The following is a 19,458-nucleotide window of genomic DNA, read 5'->3' on the forward strand; positions in this document are numbered from 1 at the left end:
CATGAGATTATCCGCCGGCACGCCCTCCCGCCTCGGCGCAAACTGGGACGGACGGGGGACCAACTTTGCCTTGTTCTCTGCGAACGCCACCAAGGTCGAACTGTGTCTGTTCGACAGCCAGGGGCGACGTGAGCTTGAGCGCATCGAACTGCCGGAATATAACGAGCACGTCTTTCACGGCTATCTCAATGATGTTTCGCCTGGCCAGCTCTATGGCTACCGCGTACACGGTCCCTATGAGCCCGAGCACGGCCATCGCTTTAATGCACACAAGCTACTCCTCGATCCCTATGCCAAAAAACTGGCTGGGCGCCTTGCGTGGAGCGATGCGCATTTCGGCTATCGCACCGGCTCCTCGCGCGAGGATCTGTCCTTCGATCGCCGCGACAATGCGCGCGGCATGCCGAAGGCCGTGGTGGTCGACGAGACTTTCAACTGGGGGCGCAAGGAAACGCGGCCGAGCGTGCCCTGGGAAGACACCATCATCTATGAGGCCCATGTCAAAGGCTTGACGCAGACACGCAAGGATGTCCCGGCCGGCCTGCGCGGGACCTATCGCGGATTATCGTCGCCGTCGATGATTGAACATCTCAAACGGCTTGGCGTTACCACCATCGAGCTGCTGCCGGTGCACAGCTTCGTCGATGACCGTCGGCTGGTGGAAATGAAGCTGGTGAATTACTGGGGTTACAATACCCTCTCCTTCTTCGCCCCGGAAGCGCGCTACGGCGCCGACAATCCGCTCGATGCGTTCCGTACGACGGTCGCGCGACTGCATGACGCGGGCATCGAAGTGATGCTCGACGTGGTCTATAACCACACCGCCGAAGGCAACCACCTCGGCCCGACGCTCAGCTATCGCGGCATCGACAACGCTTCCTATTATTGGTTGATGCCGGACAATCCACGATTCTATGACGACTTCACGGGCTGTGGCAGTTCGGTGAACCTTACGCATCCGCGCGTGTTGCAGATGGTGATGGATTCACTGCGTTACTGGGTCGAGGTGTGTCACGTGGATGGCTTTCGTTTCGACCTTGCAACCACGCTGGCGCGCGGGCCGAATGGCTTCGATCGCAATAGCGGCTTCCTCACCGCCATCAGGCAAGACCCCGTGCTTGCGAACGTCAAGATGGTCGCAGAGCCCTGGGATCTCGGCATGGGCGGCTATCAGGTCGGTGCGTTCCCGTCGCAATGGTCGGAATGGAACGACAAATATCGCAGTGCCATGCGGCGCTACTGGAGCGGCGAGGGCTCGCTGATCGGCGAAGTCTCCAGCCGCATGACCGGCTCATCCGACGTGTTCAACCATGACTGCCGCAAGCAGCGCGCCGGCATAAACCACGTCACCGTGCATGACGGTTTTCCGCTCGCCGATCTGTTTGCCTATAACGAGAAGCACAACGAGGCCAATGGCGAGGACAATCGCGACGGCTCCAGTGACAATCTCAGCAACAATTTCGGCGTCGAGGGCCCGACGGACGATCCCGCACTGTTGGCGCTGCGTCGGCAGCTCCGCAAGAACCAGCTCGCCTGTCTCTTTCTCGCACAGGGCGTGCCGCTGCTGCTGGCCGGCGACGAGGTCGGCAACACCCAGGGCGGTAACAATAACGCCTATTGTCAGGACAACGAGATCGGCTGGGTCGGCTGGGGGAATCTCGGCGACAAGGACGACGACCTCACCGACTTCATCGGCCATATGGCGCAACTGCGACGGCGCTTTCCTCAGATCACCACGCAGCGCTGGCTCGAAGGTCGCCGTGCGGACGGCAGCTATGGCGTTCTGTGGCTGACGCCCTCTGCCGAAGAGATGACCGAGGCCGACTGGGCGTTTCCCGACGGCCGCTTCCTCGCTTACGTGATGAGCGCCTCCGGCGAGAACACCAATCCGATCTTCATCGTGCTTAACGCGGCGCCCGATGGCATTCCGTTCAAACTGCCGAAGATGCTGGAATACAAGAACTGGCGGCAGATACTTAACACTGCTGAGGATCAACTCTCGATCGCCATCCTCCCGCCCGGCAGCGACATCGACGCGCCGCCGCGCTCGGTGCTGGCTTTTGCAGGGACGACGGCATGAGCGGGTATTCGTTCGGACCACGGCTGACTGAGAAAGGCGCAATCTTCCGGTTGTGGGCACCGGCGGCTCAACGCGTCGATGTGATGCTCGGCGGTCAAATCCATCAACTGACGCCCGGCGACGATGGCTGGTTCGCGGCCGAGATCGCGGGTGCGAAGTCCGGTGCGACCTATCGCTTCAGGATCAACGGCAAAACCGATGTCCCCGATCCGGGCTCACGCTTTCAGCCGAACGACATCGCCGGCCTTTCCGAAGTGATCGACCACAAGACCTATCCGTGGCGCGCCACTGACTGGCGCGGGCGGCCGTGGGAAGAGACCGTGCTGCTCGAAACCCATGTCGGCACCTTCACGCCGGAGGGCACTTATCGCGCCATGATCGACAAGCTTGATCATCTGGTCGCGACCGGCATTACCGCCCTTGAGCTGATGCCGCTGGCGGATTTCGCGGGCCAGCGCAACTGGGGCTATGACGGCGTGCTGTGGTATGCGCCGGACGCGATGTTCGGCCGCCCGGACGATCTTAAGGCGCTGATCGACGAGGCGCATCTGCGCGGACTGATGGTGTTTCTCGATGTCGTCTACAATCACTTCGGACCGGAAGGGAATTATCTCGGCCTCTATGCGCCGGATTTCTTCGGCGGCGCCGACACTCCATGGGGCTCGGCCATCGACTATCGCCTGCCGCAGGTGCGCGCTTATGCCATCGAGAATGCCATGGCATGGCTGCGCGACTATCGCTTCGACGGGCTGCGACTGGATGCCGTCCACGCCATCGTCGAACAGGGCGAGATCCCGATGCTGCACGAGCTGAGCCGCGAAGTCGGCAAGCTCGCCGCCGATACCGGCCGACACATCCATCTCGTTCTGGAAAACGACGACAACCGTGCCACCCTGCTCGATCCCGCCACCAACCCGCCGCGCGGCAAATATCGCGCACAGTGGAACGACGACTATCATCACGCCTGGCACGTGCTTCTGACCGGCGAAGATAAAGGCTATTACAGCGACTACGCGCAAAACCCACTCGATCATATCGTGCATGCGCTGGGCTCCGGCTTCGCCTATCAGGGACAACCGTCTGCGCATCGCGCGGGCGCTGAACGCGGCGAACCATCAGGCGAACTCGCTCCGGCAGCCTTCGTGAACTTCCTGCAAAACCACGACCAGATCGGCAATCGCGCGCTTGGCGATCGGCTGGAGACCTTGGCCAGGCCCGAGGCCATCGAAGCTGCACTGGTCATTACACTCCTGGCGCCGATGGTGCCGATGCTGTTTCAGGGCGAGGAATGGGGCTCGAAAGTGCCGTTCCCATTTTTCTGCGATTTCGAAGGCGATCTCGCCAATGCCGTGCGTAACGGTCGCAAGAAGGAATTCGCCAGCGCCTATGAGAAATATGGCGACGAGATTCCAGATCCGCTCCATGAGAGCTCCTTCCAGGCAGCCTTCGTCGATTGGGACAATCGCAACAATGCGTCCGGCCGGAAGCGGCTAGCTCTGGTGCGTGAACTGCTCGCGCTGCGCAAGCAACACATCATGCCCCGCCTAGCGGGTGCGCGCTTCGGCAAGGCCGAGGCGACTGGTGAGGGTCTGCTCACAGCAACGTGGAAGATGGGTGATGGCACCAGGTTGCATCTAATGGCTAATCTGTCCGACGAGACAGTGACGCCTGCGCAGCCGATATCCGGCATGAAAATCTGGGGCAACACCGACACTGGCGTGGGGACGCCGTGGTCCGTCGAATGGCGGATCGGAGACAAATAATGGCGCCTGCGATACCCCTCGCGACCTACCGCATTCAGCTCACCAAGAATTTCGACTTCGATGCCGCGGCCAACATTGCGCCCTACCTGAAGGCGCTGGGCATCACGCATCTCTATGCCTCACCCTTCATGAAGTCCCGCGCTGGCTCGACGCATGGCTATGACATTGTCGATCACACCAAGCTCAATCCGGAGCTGGGCGGCGAAGAAGGTTTCGAGCGCCTCAGTGCTGCGCTGAAGGCCAGCGATATCGGCCTGATCCTCGACTTTGTGCCCAATCATGTGGGCGTGCATTTCGCTGACAATCCGTGGTGGCTCGACGTGCTGGAATGGGGACAGGCCTCGCCGCACGCCGTTTCCTTCGACATCGACTGGGATACTTTACCCTACCGCGCACGCGGGGGCCTGCTACTGCCGATCATCGGCAGCTCTTATGGCGAGGCGCTGGACAACGGCGAGATCGAACTGAAGTACGACGCAAAAGAGGGCAGTTTCTCGGCCTGGTATTTCGAACATCGCCTGCCCATCGCGCCGGAACGCTACAGCGAGATGCTGCGCACCATCGTCAAGGAAGCCAGTGCGGGCGATACGCCAGCCGGCCGCGCCATCCTGACGCTGGCCGCCAAGCACAAGAGCCTTCGTCATCCAAACCGGCAGGAAGCGCCAGCGTTCAAGCAGCAACTCACTTCGATCGAGGGCGCAGCCGAAGTGATCACGCGTGGCCTCGACGCCTATCGCGCCGGACTGGACCGGCCGGCGCAGATCCAAGCGCTACACATGCTGCTGGAGCGCCAGCATTACAAGCTCGGCCAGTGGCGCCTCGCCTCGAGCGAGATCAACTATCGCCGCTTCTTCGACGTCAACACGCTGGCCGGCTTGCGCGTCGAGGATGCTGACACATTCGAGGCCATCCATTCGCTGGTCAAACGCCTGATCGCCGAGGACAAACTGCAAGGGCTGCGGCTCGATCATATCGACGGGCTGCGCGATCCCTCGCAATATTTCCAGCGGCTGCGGCGCCTCGTCCGCGAGGCACATGGCAACAGCTGGAAGCCCTTCTATGTGGTGGTCGAGAAGATCCTCGGCGAGCAGGAGAAGCTGGTGCCCTTCGCCGGCGTGCATGGCACCACCGGCTATGAGTGGCTCAACGTCATCACCCAGGTACTGGTCGAGGAGAAAGGTCTGGAGCCCTTGGGCGAGACATGGCGTCAGGTCAGCAATACTTCGCCGAAATTCGAGCCACAACTGGCAGAAGCTAAGCGCCGCGTGCTCGATACGCTACTGCTGAGCGAATTCACCGTGCTGACGCGCCTGCTGGCGCGGATCGCAAACGGCCACTATTCGACGCGCGACTTCTCCGCCGACACGTTACGTCAGGCCTTCGAACTCTATGTGCTGCATTTCCCGGTCTATCGCACCTATCTCACCGCGACGGGGCCATCGGCGCTGGATCGGCAATTGATTTCCAACACCATCGAGAAGGCCCGCGCCGACTGGTTCGGCACCGACGAAGGCCTGTTCGACTTCCTGCGCGACGCGCTGACGCTGGACCTGCTGAAGCCGGGCCGGCCCGCCCACAGCAAGCCACGCGTGCGGCGCTTTGCGTTGAAGGTGCAACAATTCACCGGGCCGACCATGGCGAAGTCGCTCGAAGACACTGCATTTTATCGCTATCACCGCCTCCTGGCGCTCAATGAAGTCGGCGGTGAGCCGGCCGCAGACGCGATACCTGTCGCCAGGTTCCACGAGATGATGGTCACGCGTGCGCAGGAATGGCCGCACGGCATGACGTCCACGGCAACCCATGACACCAAGCGTGGCGAGGATGCTCGTACACGATTGCTGGCGCTGGCGGAAATGCCGGGCGAATGGGCGAGTGCGGTCGGTCGCTGGAAGATACTGAATGCCGAGCATCTGGTAGTCGCCGGCGAGATGCGCTCGCCCTCCACCGCGTTCGAATACATGCTGTATCAGGCGCTGGTTGGCGCGTGGCCTCTTGGTGCACGCGATGACACCTTCCTCGAACGCATGCAGGCCTATGCGTTGAAGGCCGCGCGTGAGGGCAAGCAGGAAACGAGCTGGCTGAATCCGAACGACACCTATGAAAAAGGCCTGCATGTCTTTCTCGAGCGCATTCTCGATCCCGCGCAATCACCGGAATTTCTTGTGGCCCTTGAGACCTTTGCCAAGCGCACTTCGCTGATTGGCGCATTGAACTCGTTGAGCCAGATTACACTGAAAGCGACCATTCCCGGCATGCCGGATTTCTACCAAGGCACCGAATTCTGGGATTTCTCGCTGGTCGATCCGGACAACCGCCGCCCTGTCGATTTCGCCGAACGCGCAAACGTGCTGGCATCTCTGCGAGAGCCCGACTGGGCCGCGCTGGCACAACACTGGGACGATGGCCACATCAAGCTCGCCTGGACGCGTGAGCTGTTGAAACGCCGCGCCGCAATGGCCGCCGTTTTCACCGACGGCGACTACGAACCACTTGAAGTGACCGGACCTCACGCGGCGCACATCATTGCCTTTGCGCGGCGGTATCAGCGCAACGCTGCGATCGTGGTGATTCCGCGTGCCTTTTCCGGAGCGACGCAAGGCGGGCGGCATTGGCCGGAGGCGACGGCGTTCGACGCGACCGTGATCGCGCCCGGCTACCTCATTGAAGGTTTTGCGCAGAAGCGCGGCGCGAGCGAGCTCTCCGTTGCCAAACTCTTCAATCAGTTTCCGATGGCAATCGTGAAGGCACATGCCGCGCTGAAGCGTATTCGTTCGACGCGCTTGCAATAGCACATACGACAAGGCCGCCCGGGATCAACGGCCGGACGGCCTGGCGGATGTCGTGCCGACTCGAAGAAGGTCGGTTCCCTTCCTCCGCGTATTCAAAGCTTTTCATCAAATTATTTGCGAGTGGTTTACAACCAAGCTCGCGTGCACCGCACTATCGCACGACACTTTTATGCTGCATGGCAACAGGCATTGAAGATGCGTGAGATTCTCGGTGCGCCGCAATCGCCGCTTCAACTCTTTTTCGTGAGCAGCAAATTTCCGCGCGATTTGATCGCTGCCTGCGCCACTTCCGCAAAACGCTGCAGCAGCCAGGGTAGCACAACTTCGACGGTGACATGATCCTCGGCCACATCGACATGACCGGATGCCGCCTGCCCCATGGCACGCACGCGGAAGACCATCCGGTCACCGTCCCAGCGTTCCTCGTCAACTTTCAACATTGGTACATTCGTTGCTGCGCGCGTCAGTCCAGTCTTGAGTCGGCGCACGGCTTCCTCGCGGCCGAGCCTGTGTGGAATGGAGACGACGAGCGGTGCAGACATCACGCGATCCTTTGTTAGTTCGTGGGGATGTAAGCGCGAATTCGTCCAGCGGTAGTCGTGATCACGGCCTCAATCATGGAACCTTGGGAGTGCCTGCGCGTTTTTATCGCATGAAGGCAGCAGGCTTGTCCGTCTGCCAGGCTGAGGAGAACTCCATGTCCATTGGTACTATTATTCTGATTATCCTGATCATCGCCTTGCTTGGTGGTTTCAGCGGTATCGGCGGCGGACCGTTCTACGGCACCGGCTATTACGGCGGCGGTGGTCTCGGCCTCATCGTTGTGATCCTGCTGATCCTCCTGTTGCTTGGTAAGCTGTAAGAGCGAATATTGATTTCAAGGCGCGCGATCCCATTTGGGGTCGCGCTTTTCTTCATGCGCTATCCAAATCCTTTGATCGCCGTCTTGATCGACGATGCTGCGTCATCGTAACCCGCCCACGCCTTGCTCTTCGCCAATAGCGCCGGGACGCTGCGCACGGTGAATTTCTTTGGATCGAGATCGTTGCGGAGTTGCGCCCAGGTCAGCGGCATCGATACCGTGGCACCCTTGCGTGCCCGCGGCGACAGCACTGAGACCGCGGTCGACATCCGGTCATTGCGCAGATAATCGAGGAAGATCTTTCCGCCGCGCAGCTTCTTCGACATGTTGAGCAGATAGCGGTCCGGATCGTCGCTGGCCATCTTCTGGCACACGGCCTGTGCAAAGGCTTTTGCGGTCTTCCAGTCCACCTTTTCTTTCGCGCCATAGAGCAGCGGCACAACCACGTGCAGGCCCTTACCGCCTGTGGTCTTGCAGAAACTCTCCATGCCAAGGCCTGACAGCCGCTCGCGCATCTCGCGCGCAGCGTCCATGACAGCGGCGAATGCGACATCGGGCGCGGGATCGAGATCGAACACCAGACGGCCGGGCGTATCGGGCGCATCCGGCGCGCAATTCCACGGATGCAATTCGAGCCCGCCGATCTGCGCGACAGCCGCGAGGCCCTCGACGCGGTCGATCTGCAGGTAAGGCTTGCGGTCACCGGAGACCTTTACGAGCTCCAGCAGATTGGACGTGCCGGGCATCGCGTGGCGCTGGAAGAATTGCTGGCCTTCGATGCCATCGGGCGCCCGCACAATCGAACAGGGACGGCCCTTGAGATAGTTCATCATCCAGTCGCCGGCCGCCTCGAAATATTCCGCAAGATCACGCTTGGTGACAGGCTGGTCGTCGCCGGCATCCGGCCACAGTTCCTTGTCGGGTTTGGAGATCGCCACGCCCATGACGACAACATTGCCCACCGCTGCCTTTGCGAGTGCAGCCTTCTTCGTGATCGTCTTTTTCGGCGTCGTCCTCGCTGATTTCTTCGCACCGCGCTTCGGCTCGGCAAGGTCCGTCTTCTTCGGCGTCTCGGCTTCAACCTCGTCGGCCGGCTTGTCCTGCCGCAGCCCCTTGAACGCGGCCTGGCGCACCATGCCGGCGCCGGTAAAGCCTGCGAATTCGATCTCGGCCACCAATTCGGGCTTGAGCCAGTGCAGGTCCCGGCCACCCGGCGGCGTCTCCTTGCCGCCAAAGGGGCTGCTCTTGGCCGCAGCTGCCTTCAGCGCCGGCATGATGCGCTTGACCTTGTCCTGGCCGAAGCCGGTGCCAACGATGCCGACATAGGCCAGATGATCGCCGCTGTTGACGCCGACCATCAGCGAACGGAATCTTCCCGCATTGCTCTTCCACGCACCGATCACGACCTCATGGCCTGCACGGCATTTGGCCTTGGTCCAGTTAGGCGAGCGGCCGGACACATAGGGCGCCGAGAGCTTCTTGGAGACGATGCCTTCCAGCGACAGCTTGCACGCCGATTGCAAGATGGCGTCGCCGCCGGTCTCGAAATGATCGACATAGCGGATCAGGTTTTCCTTGTGGCGACCACGTGCCTTGTCGAGCAGCGCCTTCAATCGCTCCTTGCGCTCGCCGAGCGGCAGCTTCCGCAGGTCTTCGCCTTCGGCGAACAGAAGGTCGAACACGAAAAAAATGAGCGTGTCGGTCTCGCCATCCGACAGCGCCGCCTGCAGCGCCGCGAAGTCCGGCGCGCCATGGGCATCGAGGCCGACAATCTCGCCATCGATGATCGCATCCGGCAGGCCAGTGGCTTCCCTGGCGATGGCCTGAAACTTGTCGGTCCAGTCGAGCCCCTTGCGTGTCTTCAGCGTGGCGTCGCCGTCTTCGACGCGGAGCTGCACGCGATAGCCGTCGAACTTGATTTCATGCGCCCAGCCATCGGCAGAGGGCGGACGATCGACTGACGTGCAGAGTTGCGGCGCAACGAAACCGGGCATCGTCGCCTTGATCGGCCTCGCTGTTTTTCTGACGGCCTTCTTCGGAGCGACTTTCTTCGTCGTGCGCTTGACGACATCCGCCTTGGTCTTGACGCCGTTCTTCGCCCGCGCCTCCGCGGCACTGCCCTCGCTGGAATCCCAGATAGCATCGGCTTTGATCTTCGCCGTCCTGGCGATCATGAACGGTTTCGGTGCATTGCCCTTGCCCGCGGCGATGGCACTCATACTGCGGCCGGACGCCACCGACTTGTCGTCGTCAAGGATGGTGTTGGCCTTGCCCTCCTTCACGAACTCATCGCGATGTTTGATCAGCAGCCAGTTGGTCCGCTTGCCGCCATTGCGGTCATGCTTCATGCGCACCAACACGAAGCCGCCATGCAGCTTCTCGCCGTCCAGCGTGAATTTAAGATCACCCTTCTTGAGGCCCTTGTCCGGATCGTCGCTCTCCCAATAGCCGCGGTCCCACAGTTGCACGGTGCCGCCGCCGTACTGTCCCTTGGGAATCGTGCCTTCGAAATCGCCGTAGTCGAGCGGATGATCCTCAACCTCTACAGCTAGGCGCTTGTCGGCGGGGTCCATCGACGGGCCGCGGGTGACGGCCCATGACTTGAACACGCCGTCCATCTCCAGCCGCAGATCGTAATGCAGCCGCGTGGCATCGTGTTTCTGGATCACGAAACGGCGACGCTTCGCCGGCGCGACCACGATCTGGCCGGATGGCTCCTTGGTGAGCGCGAAATCGCGTTTCCGGCGATAAATCGATAGCTGCTTGTCGGCCAAGGCAAACCTCGCTCAACGCATCATCGGCCGCAGGATCCGGCCCGGAACCAAAACCGGGAACTACCGTTGAAGTTCCTGGAAACCCACGCCGGCGCAATGCTTTGCGGCCTGCGTGCTTCATTTTGTGTCGATCGAGTTGGAGGACGAGTATGGCCCCGCCCCGCGCCTATTGGAAAGGCTCCCTCAAGCTATCCCTCGTTACTTGCCCGGTGGTGTTGTATCCGGCCGCGACCACGATGGAGAAGACTAAATTCCACATGATCAACCGCGAGACGGGCAATCGGCTGAAGCAGCAGATGGTGGACGCCGAGACCGGTGACGTCGTGGAAAAGGAACAAAAGGGCCGTGGCTATGAGATCAGCAAGGGCCAATATGTCGAGATCGAGAGGGAAGAGCTCGAAGCCGTGCAGATTGAGAGCAATCACACCATCGACATCGACAACTTCGTGCCGCGCGACGAGATCGATCGGCGCTATCTGAACAATCCCTATTACATCGCGCCCGACGGCAAGGCCGGCACCGATGCGTTTGCCGTGATCCGCGATGCTATGAAGGACAAGGACCGCGTGGCGCTGGCGCGGATCGTGCTGACCAATCGCGAGCACATCATCGCCATCGAGCCGCTCGGCAAGGGTCTACTCGGTACTACGCTGCGCTTCCCCTATGAGGTGCGCGATGAGGAGGACTATTTCGACGATATCAAGTCGCCGAAGATCTCCAAGGACATGATCGACCTTGCGGTGCATATCCTCGACAGCAAGGCCGCGCACTTCGATCCCAGCAAGTTCAAGGATGAATATGAGACCGCGCTGAAGACGCTGGTGAAGCGCAAGGCCGCGGGAAAGCCGGTGAAGGTCGTCGAGAAGGAGCAGAAGCCGGACAACGTCATCAACCTGATGGATGCGCTGAAGGCGAGCCTCAAGGGTGGCAGGGGCAAGTCGACCAAACGCGCTTCGTCGTCACGACCACATGTGGCGCGCAAGCGCCCGGCCAAGAAGGCCGCGCGGTCGTCGGCGCGACATCGCAAGGCAAGCTGAGCGGATGAAGATTCTGGGAATAATCATAGGCATCGCGTTGATGCCGACCGTGGCAGCGCAGGCGCAGCAGCTACAGACAAGGGAATGCAACGCCTCGAATATCGCTTTCGTTGCCGAAGCCATCGCAAAAATGGCAGACGGCAAACAAAAGAAGACCGCCTCCGACGAGATCGGCCTGGCCAGCGAAGCAATGGCGGAGGGCAAGGACGATGAATGCAAGGACCATCTGCTGAAGGCGACGCTGCAGACCAAGTGATCTACAAGTCGCCTTCGATCTGACCGAGGTCAGGACTTCTTCTTCGAGGTCTTTCTGGATTTATTCGTCTTCTTCGTAGTTCTCTTGGTTGCCTTCTTGGCCGCGGCTTTCTTCTTCACCGTCTTTTTCTTCGGCGCCTTCGGCACCTTCTTGCCCTCGGCGCGTGCTTCGGAGAGGCCAATAGCGATCACCTGTTTGCGGCTGGTCACCTTCTTTTTCGAACGACCACTTCTCAGCGTGCCGGCCTTTGCTTTCTTCACCGCTCGCGCGACCTTCGCGGCCGCCTTCTTGGAATATTTCGCCATTCAACGCTCCCTTTATGATCGAAACGTTCAATCGTCATCATCGGTGATGGTTCCGCGTGGGTGATGTGCGAATGGACGTACTTATGAAATCCCTATAACGCGGCATCGCATCTCATCTCGTTTTCAAACGAGCGGCCGATCATCTTGCAGCCATTCGCTCAAGCGAATGAACTGGAGACTGCAAGTGATCACCATCGAACCTCCCTCGTGTGGCTCATCCCTCGTTTTCATCGGCAAGAACGGTCGCGGCCAGTGGGTCGCGCAGGAGCAAAACGGCCTATTCGGCGGGTTATTCGTCAGCCGCGCGAATGCTGTGCGTTATGCTCTGTTCGAGAACGGCCATCGCCCCGAAGCTATCATCGAGACGGCGGGGCCGATCGAACTCGATATGAACGCCCTGCCTTTCACGGCAGCAACCTCTGTCGAACGGTTACAACAACGGCGCGTCGCCTGAGCTTCCCGCCATGTCCACAGTTGCTCTTCGGGCTCATGCCCTCCCGCAAGCTCATGCCTCCCATCACGCCAACGACTGGCTGCACGGCATCATCGCCGATGTGCCGACGCCGTTCGACACGCATGGCGCACTCGATCTCATCACTTTCGCACGGCTGTGCGAGCGACAGGTCTGCGCCGGCGCCAGTGCCATCCTCGTCGGCGCGACCGCTGGCGAAGCCGACACGCTCACCTCGAACGAGCGCGCCACGCTGATCCGGACTGCCGCCGGCGTCGCCCGCGGGCGCATCCACGTCATCGCCGGCGCGGGATCGAACTGCACCAGCCGCGCCATTGAATCGACGCGGCTGGCATGGGCCGTCGGCGCCGATGCCGTCATGTCGGTCGTGCCGTATTACAACCGCCCGACGGCAAGTGGCATCGCAGCACATTTCCGTGCGATCCTGGAGGCGACATTGCTGCCGGTCATTGTGCATGACGCACCGTCGCGTTGTGCCCGTGCGCTGACCGACGACACGCTCATCAGTCTCGCCGCCTCGCCACGATTGATAGGTCTGCGCGACGACACCGGCGACGCCGGGCGACTGGCGCGATTGCGACCGCTGCTGCCAGCGGGTTTCCGGATGCTGACGGGACAGGACACCGCAGCCCTGCCTTATCTGCTGCTCGGCGGTGACGGCGCTGTCTCCGCGATAGCTAATGTGGCGCCGCAGCTCTGCCGCGGCATGTATTACGCGGCCCGCCAGGGATGCCCCCGCTATGCGACGACCATCTCCGACATGCTGGCGCCACTCGCAGAAGCCCTGCCGCCGGATCTGGTCGCATCGGCGGTGAAATTTGTATTGAGCTTGCGGGGATTGGGGAATGCCGCCGTCCGTCTGCCGCTGACGGAGCTCACCGAGACCGAGCAGCAGCAGGTCTATTCCGCGATGGAAGCGATCTGGGCGCAGCCTGACGACGCGCCGCCCCTGCGCCGCGCCCGCTAGGCTTGCGGGCGCTCGTTCTTCTCACGACATTTCGGGCCGGGTCCGCGCATGTAATGCGCGGCTGGCCGATAGACAGCAGGTCCAATGACGAAACGCCATAGCCGGGCGAGGATGCCCGGCATGATCGCCGCATAGGAGCCAATGCGCGCAAACAGCGCTGCAGAACGGTCTTCCCTCATGGCACGCTCCGGCGATCCGGAAGCACCGGCGTATCGGCGGCGCGCACACGGACGCGCGCCAGTTCACGCCGCGCGCGGCGCATCTTGTCGGCCACCAGGGCCATGTGGATGGCGGCAAAGAAGCCCTTGATGTGGTTACGCGTCAGCCGGGCGGCGACGCAGAGCCGTTTCCATTGGATATCGCCCGAGTGATGGACGATCGGCGGCTGATTGCGGCTGATGAGGTAGCTGCGATAGGCACTGTCGGCCGAAAAATCGTGCAGCTGCGTATCGCGATTGTAGAACATCGTCATGGTCGTTGTCCGTCTTCTCAAATCCCTGGCGCATGAGCGCGTCGGGATGGTGAGAAGATGCGGACATCGCCATATGAAATCGAGACGGGCAGCCGCGCCTGTTCATAGGCACGGCATAAAAATCAGGAGGCTGGAACTGCCGGAAAGACCAGCGCTCGCTCAGCTCTTGGCCATGCAGTCTTCGATGTAGAACCAGCGGTCGTCGCCGGCGAGGCCCTTGACCTTGACCTCCTTGCGGCAGGCCTTGAGCTTGCCCTTGTTGGCGCTCCACTTCGCCTTCATGTCCTTCAGACTCTGCTTGTTCAGCTTCATCTTGGCAGGCGCAGCAGGGGTTGCCGGCGTCGCAGGCGCCTGTGCCAAAGCAACGCCCATTGAAGTCACAACGAACAGTGCGGCCACGAGGCCCGTAGTGATGCGTGTCATCGTTATCCCCGAATGTGCTTGTTTTGAAGATTGTTCGTCAGATGTGATACGGAACCGGAAGCTTTCGCTGCCGATCCCGCACAGGTTTTACTGGAAGATGCGCGCGGCGCTCTGCAGCGTGAGCCAAACACCCCAGCACAGCGGGACACCGACAAAGGCCCAGAAGGCAATGGCGGAGCCGTCGAAACCGCCCTTGCCGATGCCGTAGGAGCCTCCGCCGGTCGATGCGGCTGCAGCACCCTTGGCCTGAAGCGCGGCGACTTCTTCCGGCTTCATAAACCAATGCGGCGCCAGTGGCTTCACCAGCATGTTGCAGATCAGTCCCAGCACCAGCATGCCGGCGAGGATGTACATCGTGAAGTCATAGACCTGTGCCCGCGGCACGCCGGCAGCGATCTGGAATTCACGGATGTAGTTCACCACCACGGGGCCAACGATACCCGCGGTTGCCCAGGCCGTCAGCAGTCGGCCGTGGATCGCGCCGACGAACTGGGTGCCGAAGATATCGGCGAGATAGGCCGGGATGGTCGCGAAGCCGCCGCCATACATCGAGAGGATGATGCCGAAGGCCAGCACGAACAGAACCTTGCTGCCCATCGCCGCGAAGGTCGGCACCAGCGCATAAAGCACGATGCCGAGGATGAAGAACGTATAGTAGGTGTTCTTGCGGCCGAGCTTGTCCGACAGCGAGGCCCAGAAGAAACGGCCGCCGATGTTGAACAGCGAGATCAGACCCGCGAAGCCGGCTGCGATGCCGGCGATCGCAGTCTTCTGCGCGGCCGAGAGCTGGCTGAAGGAGAGATCGGGCGCGCCGATCAGCTTGCCCGCGAAGATCTCCTGCAGCATGGGCGAGGCCATGCCGATGACGCCGATGCCCGCCGACACGTTCAGGCAGAGCACGCCCCAGATCAGCCAGAACTGCTTGGTCTTGTGCGCATTGTCGAGATGCACGTGGCCGGTGGTGATCATCGCGTTCGCGGTCGCTGGCGGGGTCCAGCCTTCCGGCTTCCAGTTCGGTGGCGTGATGCGATAGGAGAATGCGCCAATGGTCATGAACACGAAGTAGATGACGCCCATGGCCAGGAAGGTCTGCCAGACGCCGACATCGGTCGGGGTCTTGAAATAGTTCATCAGGAGGTTGGCGAGCGGCGATCCAATCATCGCGCCACCACCGAAGCCCATGATGGCCATACCCGTCGCCATGCCGCGACGATCCGGGAACCACTTCACCAGCGTCGATACCGGCGAGATGTAGCCGAGGCCGAGACCAACGCCGCCTATCACGCCGGAGCCGATCCACAGCAACCAGAGCTGATGCGTGTAGACGCCGATCGAACCGAGCACGAGACCACCGCACCAGCACAGCGCCGAGACGAAGCCGGCCTTGCGCGGACCGACGCGTTCGAGCCAGCCGCCCCAGATGGCAGCGGAGACACCGAGCAGCACGAAGAACAGCGTGTACATCCAGCCGAGGCTGGCGACCTTCCAGTTGCACGTCGTGGTGAAGAGTTCTGTGGCGAGGCTCATGCCGTCGCACACTTCCTTCGAAGCGGGTGTGGTGATCGCCTGCGACAATGGCAGCCAGAACACGCTGAAGCCGTAGGCCATGCCGATGCAGAGATGGATGCAGAGTGCCGCAGGTGGAACCAGCCACCGGTTGAAGCCGGCAGTCGCAATGATGCGTTCGCGTTCCAGCAATCCTGGCTTGGTGCCAGACAGTGTTCCGGCGTTGCCCACACTTGTCATGAAAGTTCTCCCCTGCATCCGACCCTTCTGAACCGGTCTGCGATTTGAAAAAGTCGCTTCGTCAATTCCCCTGCGGTGCACAGACAAAGATTCACGCGCACTCGCACTTTGGGAACAGGGCCAGAAGCGACTGCGAGAGTCGATAGTCCAAAGGTATCAGCAACGAAAATTTATCAATGATTTCCACTGCATCGCAGCAATTCAATCGCGATTTGCAATCGCAGCATTTCGTTTCTCGATGAAGAAAACGATCACGTCACCGCTGCGTTCGGAGGCTTCGATCTGATCGCCGCTTTGCTGGATCAACGCAGGGATGTCGATCACCGCGAGGGGGTCCGTGCAGTGGACTTCGAGCCGATCGCCGACCGACAGTGCCTTCATCGCCTTGCGCGTCATCAGCGCCGGCAGTGGGCATTTCAATCCGGTCAGGTCGAGCTTGGTCACGGGCATCGTGCGGTTCCACTTGGCGTAACTGCGTTATATCGAGCTGGCGTCAAATGTCATATGCAGCGGTATGGCGATGACGAACACATATCCGGCCACTCTGGGCGTACTTCTCGCGGGCGGTATGGCGCGCCGGATGGGCGGCGGCGACAAGCCGATGCGTGAGATTGGCGGCACGACGATTCTGGCCCGCGTGATCGCGCGCATCGCACCGCAATGCAATGGGCTGGTGCTGAATGCCAATGGCGACCCCGCGCGATTTACACCCTTCGGTCTGCCGGTGATTGCCGACGACGTCGCGGATTTTCCTGGCCCCCTTGCCGGCATTCTCGCAGGCCTGGAATGGACAGCCGCCAACCGACCGGACGTCACCTGGATGCTGAGTGCCGCCGGTGACTGCCCGTTCCTGCCGCGCGATCTCGTCGCGCGTTTGCATAACGCCCGCATCGCAGAGAATGCGCAGCTTGCTGTCGCCTCCTCCGCAGGACAATCGCATCCGGTCATCGGACTGTGGGATGTCGCGCTGCGCCATGAGTTACGGCACGCGCTTGTCAATGAAGACATCCGCAAGGTCGGCCGCTGGACGTCCCGCTACAGGCTCGCCACCGTGGAATGGCCGGTCGATCCCGTCGATCCGTTCTTCAATGCCAACACGATGGACGACATCGCCGAAGCCGAACGGCTCGCATTGCTCGACGACAAAGCCTGACCTAAGCTTCTCCCAACACGCGGCCGAAGTGTCGCGACATATGGGAGGACCTTCATGCGCGGCACATCTCTGTCCGTGATCTCTAGCCTTGCATTCGTATTGCTCACGTCCGTCGCCTCCGCGCAGGTCTCTGACGACGTCGTCAAGATCGGCGTGCTCACTGATATGAACGGGCCAGCCTCGACGCCATCGGGCCAAGGCTCGGTGACCGCCGCACAGATGGCCGTGGACGATTTCGGCGGCACCGTGCTCGGCAAGCCGATCAGCATCATCATCGGCGATCATCAGCTCAAGCCCGATATCGGCGCGAGTCTGGCGCGGCGATGGTATGATGTCGATCAGGTCGATCTCATCGTCGACGTGCCGGTCTCTGCCGTTGGTCTTGCCGTGCAGAATGTCGCCAACGACAGGAAGCGGCTGTTCATCACCCATTCGACCGGCGCTGCAGACTTTCACGGCAAGTTCTGTTCGCCCTATACGATGCAATGGGTATTCGACACCCGCGCGCTCGCCGTCGGCACCGCACAGGAGGTGGTGAAACGCGGCGGCGATAGCTGGTTCTTCATCACCGATGACTTTGCGTTCGGTCATGCGCTGGAACGCGATGCATCGGCCGTGGTGACCAGGACCGGCGGCAAGGTGCTGGGTAACGTGCGACCGCCCTTCGGCGCATCGGACCTGTCGTCCTTCGTGTTGCAGGCGCAGGCCTCGAAGGCCAAGATCATCGGCATCGCCGGCGGGCCGCCGAACAACATCAACGAGATCAAGACCGCCGGCGAATTCGGCGTGTTCAAGGGCGGCCAGCAGATGGCGGCGCTGCTGGCGCTGATCACCGACATCGACTCGCTGGGGCTCCAGACCGCGCAGGGCTTGCTGCTCACCACCGCGTTCTACTGGGATATGGACGACAAGACTCGCGCCTGGTCGAAGCGCTTCTTCGAGAAGACCAAGCGCATGCCCACCATGTGGCAGGCTGGCGTCTATTCCTCGACCATGGTCTATCTCAATGCCATCAAGGAGGCTGGCACCGACGAGCCTCTGAAGGTTGCCGCGAAAATGCGCGAGAAGCCGATCGAGGATTTCTTCGCGCGCAACGGCAGACTACGCGAGGATGGTTTGATGGTGCACGACCTGATGCTGGTGCAGGTCAAGTCGCCGGAAGAGTCGAAATATCCGTGGGACTACTACAAGATCCTCGCGAAGATTTCCGGCGAGGAAGCGTTCGGCCCACCGGATCCAGCCTGTGCATTGGGGAAGAAGTAGACGACCGACTACTTCACCACCCCGATCTCCTTGAAATACTTCAGCACGCCCGGATGGATCAGCGCCACGTCAGGTGCTGACGCCACCGTGTTCGATGCCGTGGTCTCCTTGGCCTGCGCGAGCCGGGCGCCGAGCGTGGCCTCGGCGCCATGCAGCGTCTTCGCCAGTCGATAGGCAACGTCATCGGGCAGCGTTTCGCGCGCGAGAATGTAGCTCCACGAGCCCACCGACGCGATTGGCACCGGTTGGTTCGGGTAGCTGTTGGCGTCGACCAGCATCGGCTTGAGGAAAGCATGCTTGGCGCGGATCTGCGCGATCTCCGCCGCGTCAGGCGCAATGAAGCGCGCGCCGCCCGGGCTTTCGCTCATGGCCTTGAAACCGGGCCAGCCCAATCCTGCACCCCACAATGCGGCCACGCGGCCGTCCTGCACCATGGCCGGGCCATCGCCGGCGCGGTCGAGATAGACCGACTGGAAATCCTTGTCCTGATCGAGACCAAGCCCATCCAGCACATAGCGCGACAGAATCACCAGACCAGACCCCTTTGCGCCGAAGGCGATCGGCTTGCCGACGAGATCGCGGATCGTCCTGTAGGGGCTGTCGGCGCGGACCACGAACATGCCGGGATTGGAATAGAGTGCGGTGATGATCTTGAGCTTCGTCGGTGCCCGGCCAATGCCCTTGAACGCCTCATAAGCTGGCTCACCGGCCACCAGCGCGAGATCGAGCTGGCCGGCTTCGAGCAACGGGATGTTCTCGGTCGAACCCTTGGTATTGCGCGTCGCAAGGGTCAGCGACGGATCGGCCTTGTTCATCACCTCGGCAAAAGCGTCACCATAGAGCGGAAAGCCGCCGCCAGGCGTCGCCGTGCCGAGACTCAAGCTGAGAACAGGACCTGGCATCGTGATCGACATCGGCTTGGCTCCCTCCTGCGCAACGGCCGTGGTGACAATCAGAAGTGCTGCGCAAAGAAGCGGCATCATTTTCATGGGGCATCCTGACGTCGTTCAGCCTGCATCGTTGAGCCATGCTTGTAGGCAAAATCCGAATTCTGTGAAAGCATGGAGGTAACGGGCGGCAAGCCCGATCAAAC

General features: G+C 61.3%; 19 protein-coding genes. 10 read left to right on the forward strand and 9 right to left on the reverse strand.

Annotated features, from left to right (window positions below):
• The first annotated feature begins 1 nt into the window (after nt 1).
• The 3 genes from glgX to treY are packed head-to-tail and all read left to right on the forward strand — an operon-like array spanning nt 2 to nt 6,635.
• On the forward strand, nt 2–2,080 hold the full coding sequence (glgX, locus tag CIW50_RS12440) for a glycogen debranching protein GlgX (protein WP_149531494.1): 2,079 nt from the start codon (nt 2–4) through the stop codon (nt 2,078–2,080).
• A complete protein-coding gene (gene treZ, locus CIW50_RS12445; protein ID WP_149531495.1) occupies nt 2,077–3,843 on the forward strand; it encodes a malto-oligosyltrehalose trehalohydrolase in 1,767 nt (588 codons plus the stop codon). The genes glgX and treZ overlap by 4 nt, the downstream gene beginning before the upstream one ends.
• Nucleotides 3,843–6,635 carry a malto-oligosyltrehalose synthase gene (gene treY / locus CIW50_RS12450; protein WP_149531496.1) on the forward strand — a complete coding sequence of 931 codons (2,793 nt, stop codon included), beginning with the start codon at nt 3,843–3,845 and terminating at the stop codon, nt 6,633–6,635. The genes treZ and treY overlap by 1 nt, the downstream gene beginning before the upstream one ends.
• A gap of 230 nt (nt 6,636–6,865) precedes the next feature.
• On the opposite strand, the gene CIW50_RS12455 is transcribed toward treY, so the two are convergent.
• Nucleotides 6,866–7,177 (reverse strand): polyhydroxyalkanoic acid system family protein, encoded by a 312-nt coding sequence (locus tag CIW50_RS12455; RefSeq protein ID WP_149531497.1) that lies wholly within the window; start codon nt 7,175–7,177, stop codon nt 6,866–6,868.
• Nucleotides 7,178–7,332: 155 nt separating this feature from the next.
• Here CIW50_RS12455 and CIW50_RS12460 point away from each other — a divergent pair, with 155 nt between their 5' ends.
• Nucleotides 7,333–7,497: a DUF3309 family protein gene (locus tag CIW50_RS12460; protein ID WP_081422059.1), complete on the forward strand. Its 165-nt coding sequence runs from the start codon at nt 7,333–7,335 to the stop codon at nt 7,495–7,497.
• Between the two features lie 59 nt (nt 7,498–7,556).
• On the opposite strand, the gene ligD is transcribed toward CIW50_RS12460, so the two are convergent.
• On the reverse strand, nt 7,557–10,271 hold the full coding sequence (gene ligD, locus CIW50_RS12465) for a DNA ligase D (RefSeq protein WP_149531498.1): 2,715 nt from the start codon (nt 10,269–10,271) through the stop codon (nt 7,557–7,559).
• A 149-nt stretch (nt 10,272–10,420) separates the two neighbouring features.
• On the opposite strand from ligD, the gene ku reads away from it, so the two are divergent.
• Nucleotides 10,421–11,308 carry a non-homologous end joining protein Ku gene (gene ku / locus CIW50_RS12470; protein WP_149531499.1) on the forward strand — a complete coding sequence of 296 codons (888 nt, stop codon included), beginning with the start codon at nt 10,421–10,423 and terminating at the stop codon, nt 11,306–11,308.
• A 40-nt stretch (nt 11,309–11,348) separates the two neighbouring features.
• Nucleotides 11,349–11,564: a hypothetical protein gene (locus tag CIW50_RS12475; RefSeq protein ID WP_149531500.1), complete on the forward strand. Its 216-nt coding sequence runs from the start codon at nt 11,349–11,351 to the stop codon at nt 11,562–11,564.
• A 29-nt stretch (nt 11,565–11,593) separates the two neighbouring features.
• Here the strand turns inward: CIW50_RS12475 and CIW50_RS12480 are convergent, their stop codons facing one another.
• Nucleotides 11,594–11,869, reverse strand: coding sequence for a DUF6496 domain-containing protein (locus CIW50_RS12480; RefSeq protein WP_149531501.1), 276 nt, complete (start codon nt 11,867–11,869; stop codon nt 11,594–11,596).
• A 184-nt stretch (nt 11,870–12,053) separates the two neighbouring features.
• Between CIW50_RS12480 and CIW50_RS12485 the strand changes: the two genes are divergently transcribed.
• Nucleotides 12,054–12,323 (forward strand): hypothetical protein, encoded by a 270-nt coding sequence (locus CIW50_RS12485; protein WP_149531502.1) that lies wholly within the window; start codon nt 12,054–12,056, stop codon nt 12,321–12,323.
• 10 nt (nt 12,324–12,333) lie between these two features.
• Nucleotides 12,334–13,308: a 4-hydroxy-tetrahydrodipicolinate synthase gene (dapA, locus tag CIW50_RS12490; RefSeq protein ID WP_149531503.1), complete on the forward strand. Its 975-nt coding sequence runs from the start codon at nt 12,334–12,336 to the stop codon at nt 13,306–13,308.
• Here dapA and CIW50_RS12495 read toward each other — a convergent pair.
• The 5 genes from CIW50_RS12495 to CIW50_RS12515 all read right to left on the reverse strand — a co-directional run bounded on the left by CIW50_RS12495 (nt 13,305) and on the right by CIW50_RS12515 (nt 16,399).
• On the reverse strand, nt 13,305–13,487 hold the full coding sequence (locus CIW50_RS12495) for a hypothetical protein (protein WP_149531504.1): 183 nt from the start codon (nt 13,485–13,487) through the stop codon (nt 13,305–13,307). The two genes, dapA and CIW50_RS12495, sit on opposite strands and share 4 nt — an antisense overlap.
• On the reverse strand, nt 13,484–13,780 hold the full coding sequence (locus tag CIW50_RS12500; RefSeq protein WP_197738362.1) for a hypothetical protein: 297 nt from the start codon (nt 13,778–13,780) through the stop codon (nt 13,484–13,486). Before CIW50_RS12500 ends, CIW50_RS12495 begins: the two co-directional genes overlap by 4 nt.
• A gap of 159 nt (nt 13,781–13,939) precedes the next feature.
• The gene (locus CIW50_RS12505; protein ID WP_149531505.1) at nt 13,940–14,203 is read right to left on the reverse strand and encodes a hypothetical protein; all 264 of its coding nucleotides are present in this window, start codon (nt 14,201–14,203) and stop codon (nt 13,940–13,942) included.
• A gap of 87 nt (nt 14,204–14,290) precedes the next feature.
• Entirely contained in the window at nt 14,291–15,949 is a 1,659-nt protein-coding gene (locus CIW50_RS12510; RefSeq protein ID WP_149531506.1) for an OFA family MFS transporter, read from the reverse strand.
• A 201-nt stretch (nt 15,950–16,150) separates the two neighbouring features.
• Nucleotides 16,151–16,399, reverse strand: coding sequence for a sulfurtransferase TusA family protein (locus CIW50_RS12515; RefSeq protein WP_093760742.1), 249 nt, complete (start codon nt 16,397–16,399; stop codon nt 16,151–16,153).
• A 70-nt stretch (nt 16,400–16,469) separates the two neighbouring features.
• Between CIW50_RS12515 and mobA the strand changes: the two genes are divergently transcribed.
• Nucleotides 16,470–17,102, forward strand: a complete 633-nt coding sequence (gene mobA, locus CIW50_RS12520; RefSeq protein ID WP_149531507.1) for a molybdenum cofactor guanylyltransferase MobA — start codon at nt 16,470–16,472, stop codon at nt 17,100–17,102.
• Nucleotides 17,103–17,156: 54 nt separating this feature from the next.
• Nucleotides 17,157–18,365, forward strand: a complete 1,209-nt coding sequence (locus tag CIW50_RS12525; protein WP_149531508.1) for an ABC transporter substrate-binding protein — start codon at nt 17,157–17,159, stop codon at nt 18,363–18,365.
• Nucleotides 18,366–18,373: 8 nt separating this feature from the next.
• Here CIW50_RS12525 and CIW50_RS12530 read toward each other — a convergent pair whose 3' ends face one another.
• The gene (locus CIW50_RS12530; RefSeq protein ID WP_149531509.1) at nt 18,374–19,354 is read right to left on the reverse strand and encodes a TAXI family TRAP transporter solute-binding subunit; all 981 of its coding nucleotides are present in this window, start codon (nt 19,352–19,354) and stop codon (nt 18,374–18,376) included.
• Nucleotides 19,355–19,458: the final 104 nt, after the last annotated feature.

Origin of the sequence: Tardiphaga sp. P9-11 (genome assembly GCF_008329525.1) — a bacterium.
Lineage (GTDB): Bacteria > Pseudomonadota > Alphaproteobacteria > Rhizobiales > Xanthobacteraceae > Tardiphaga.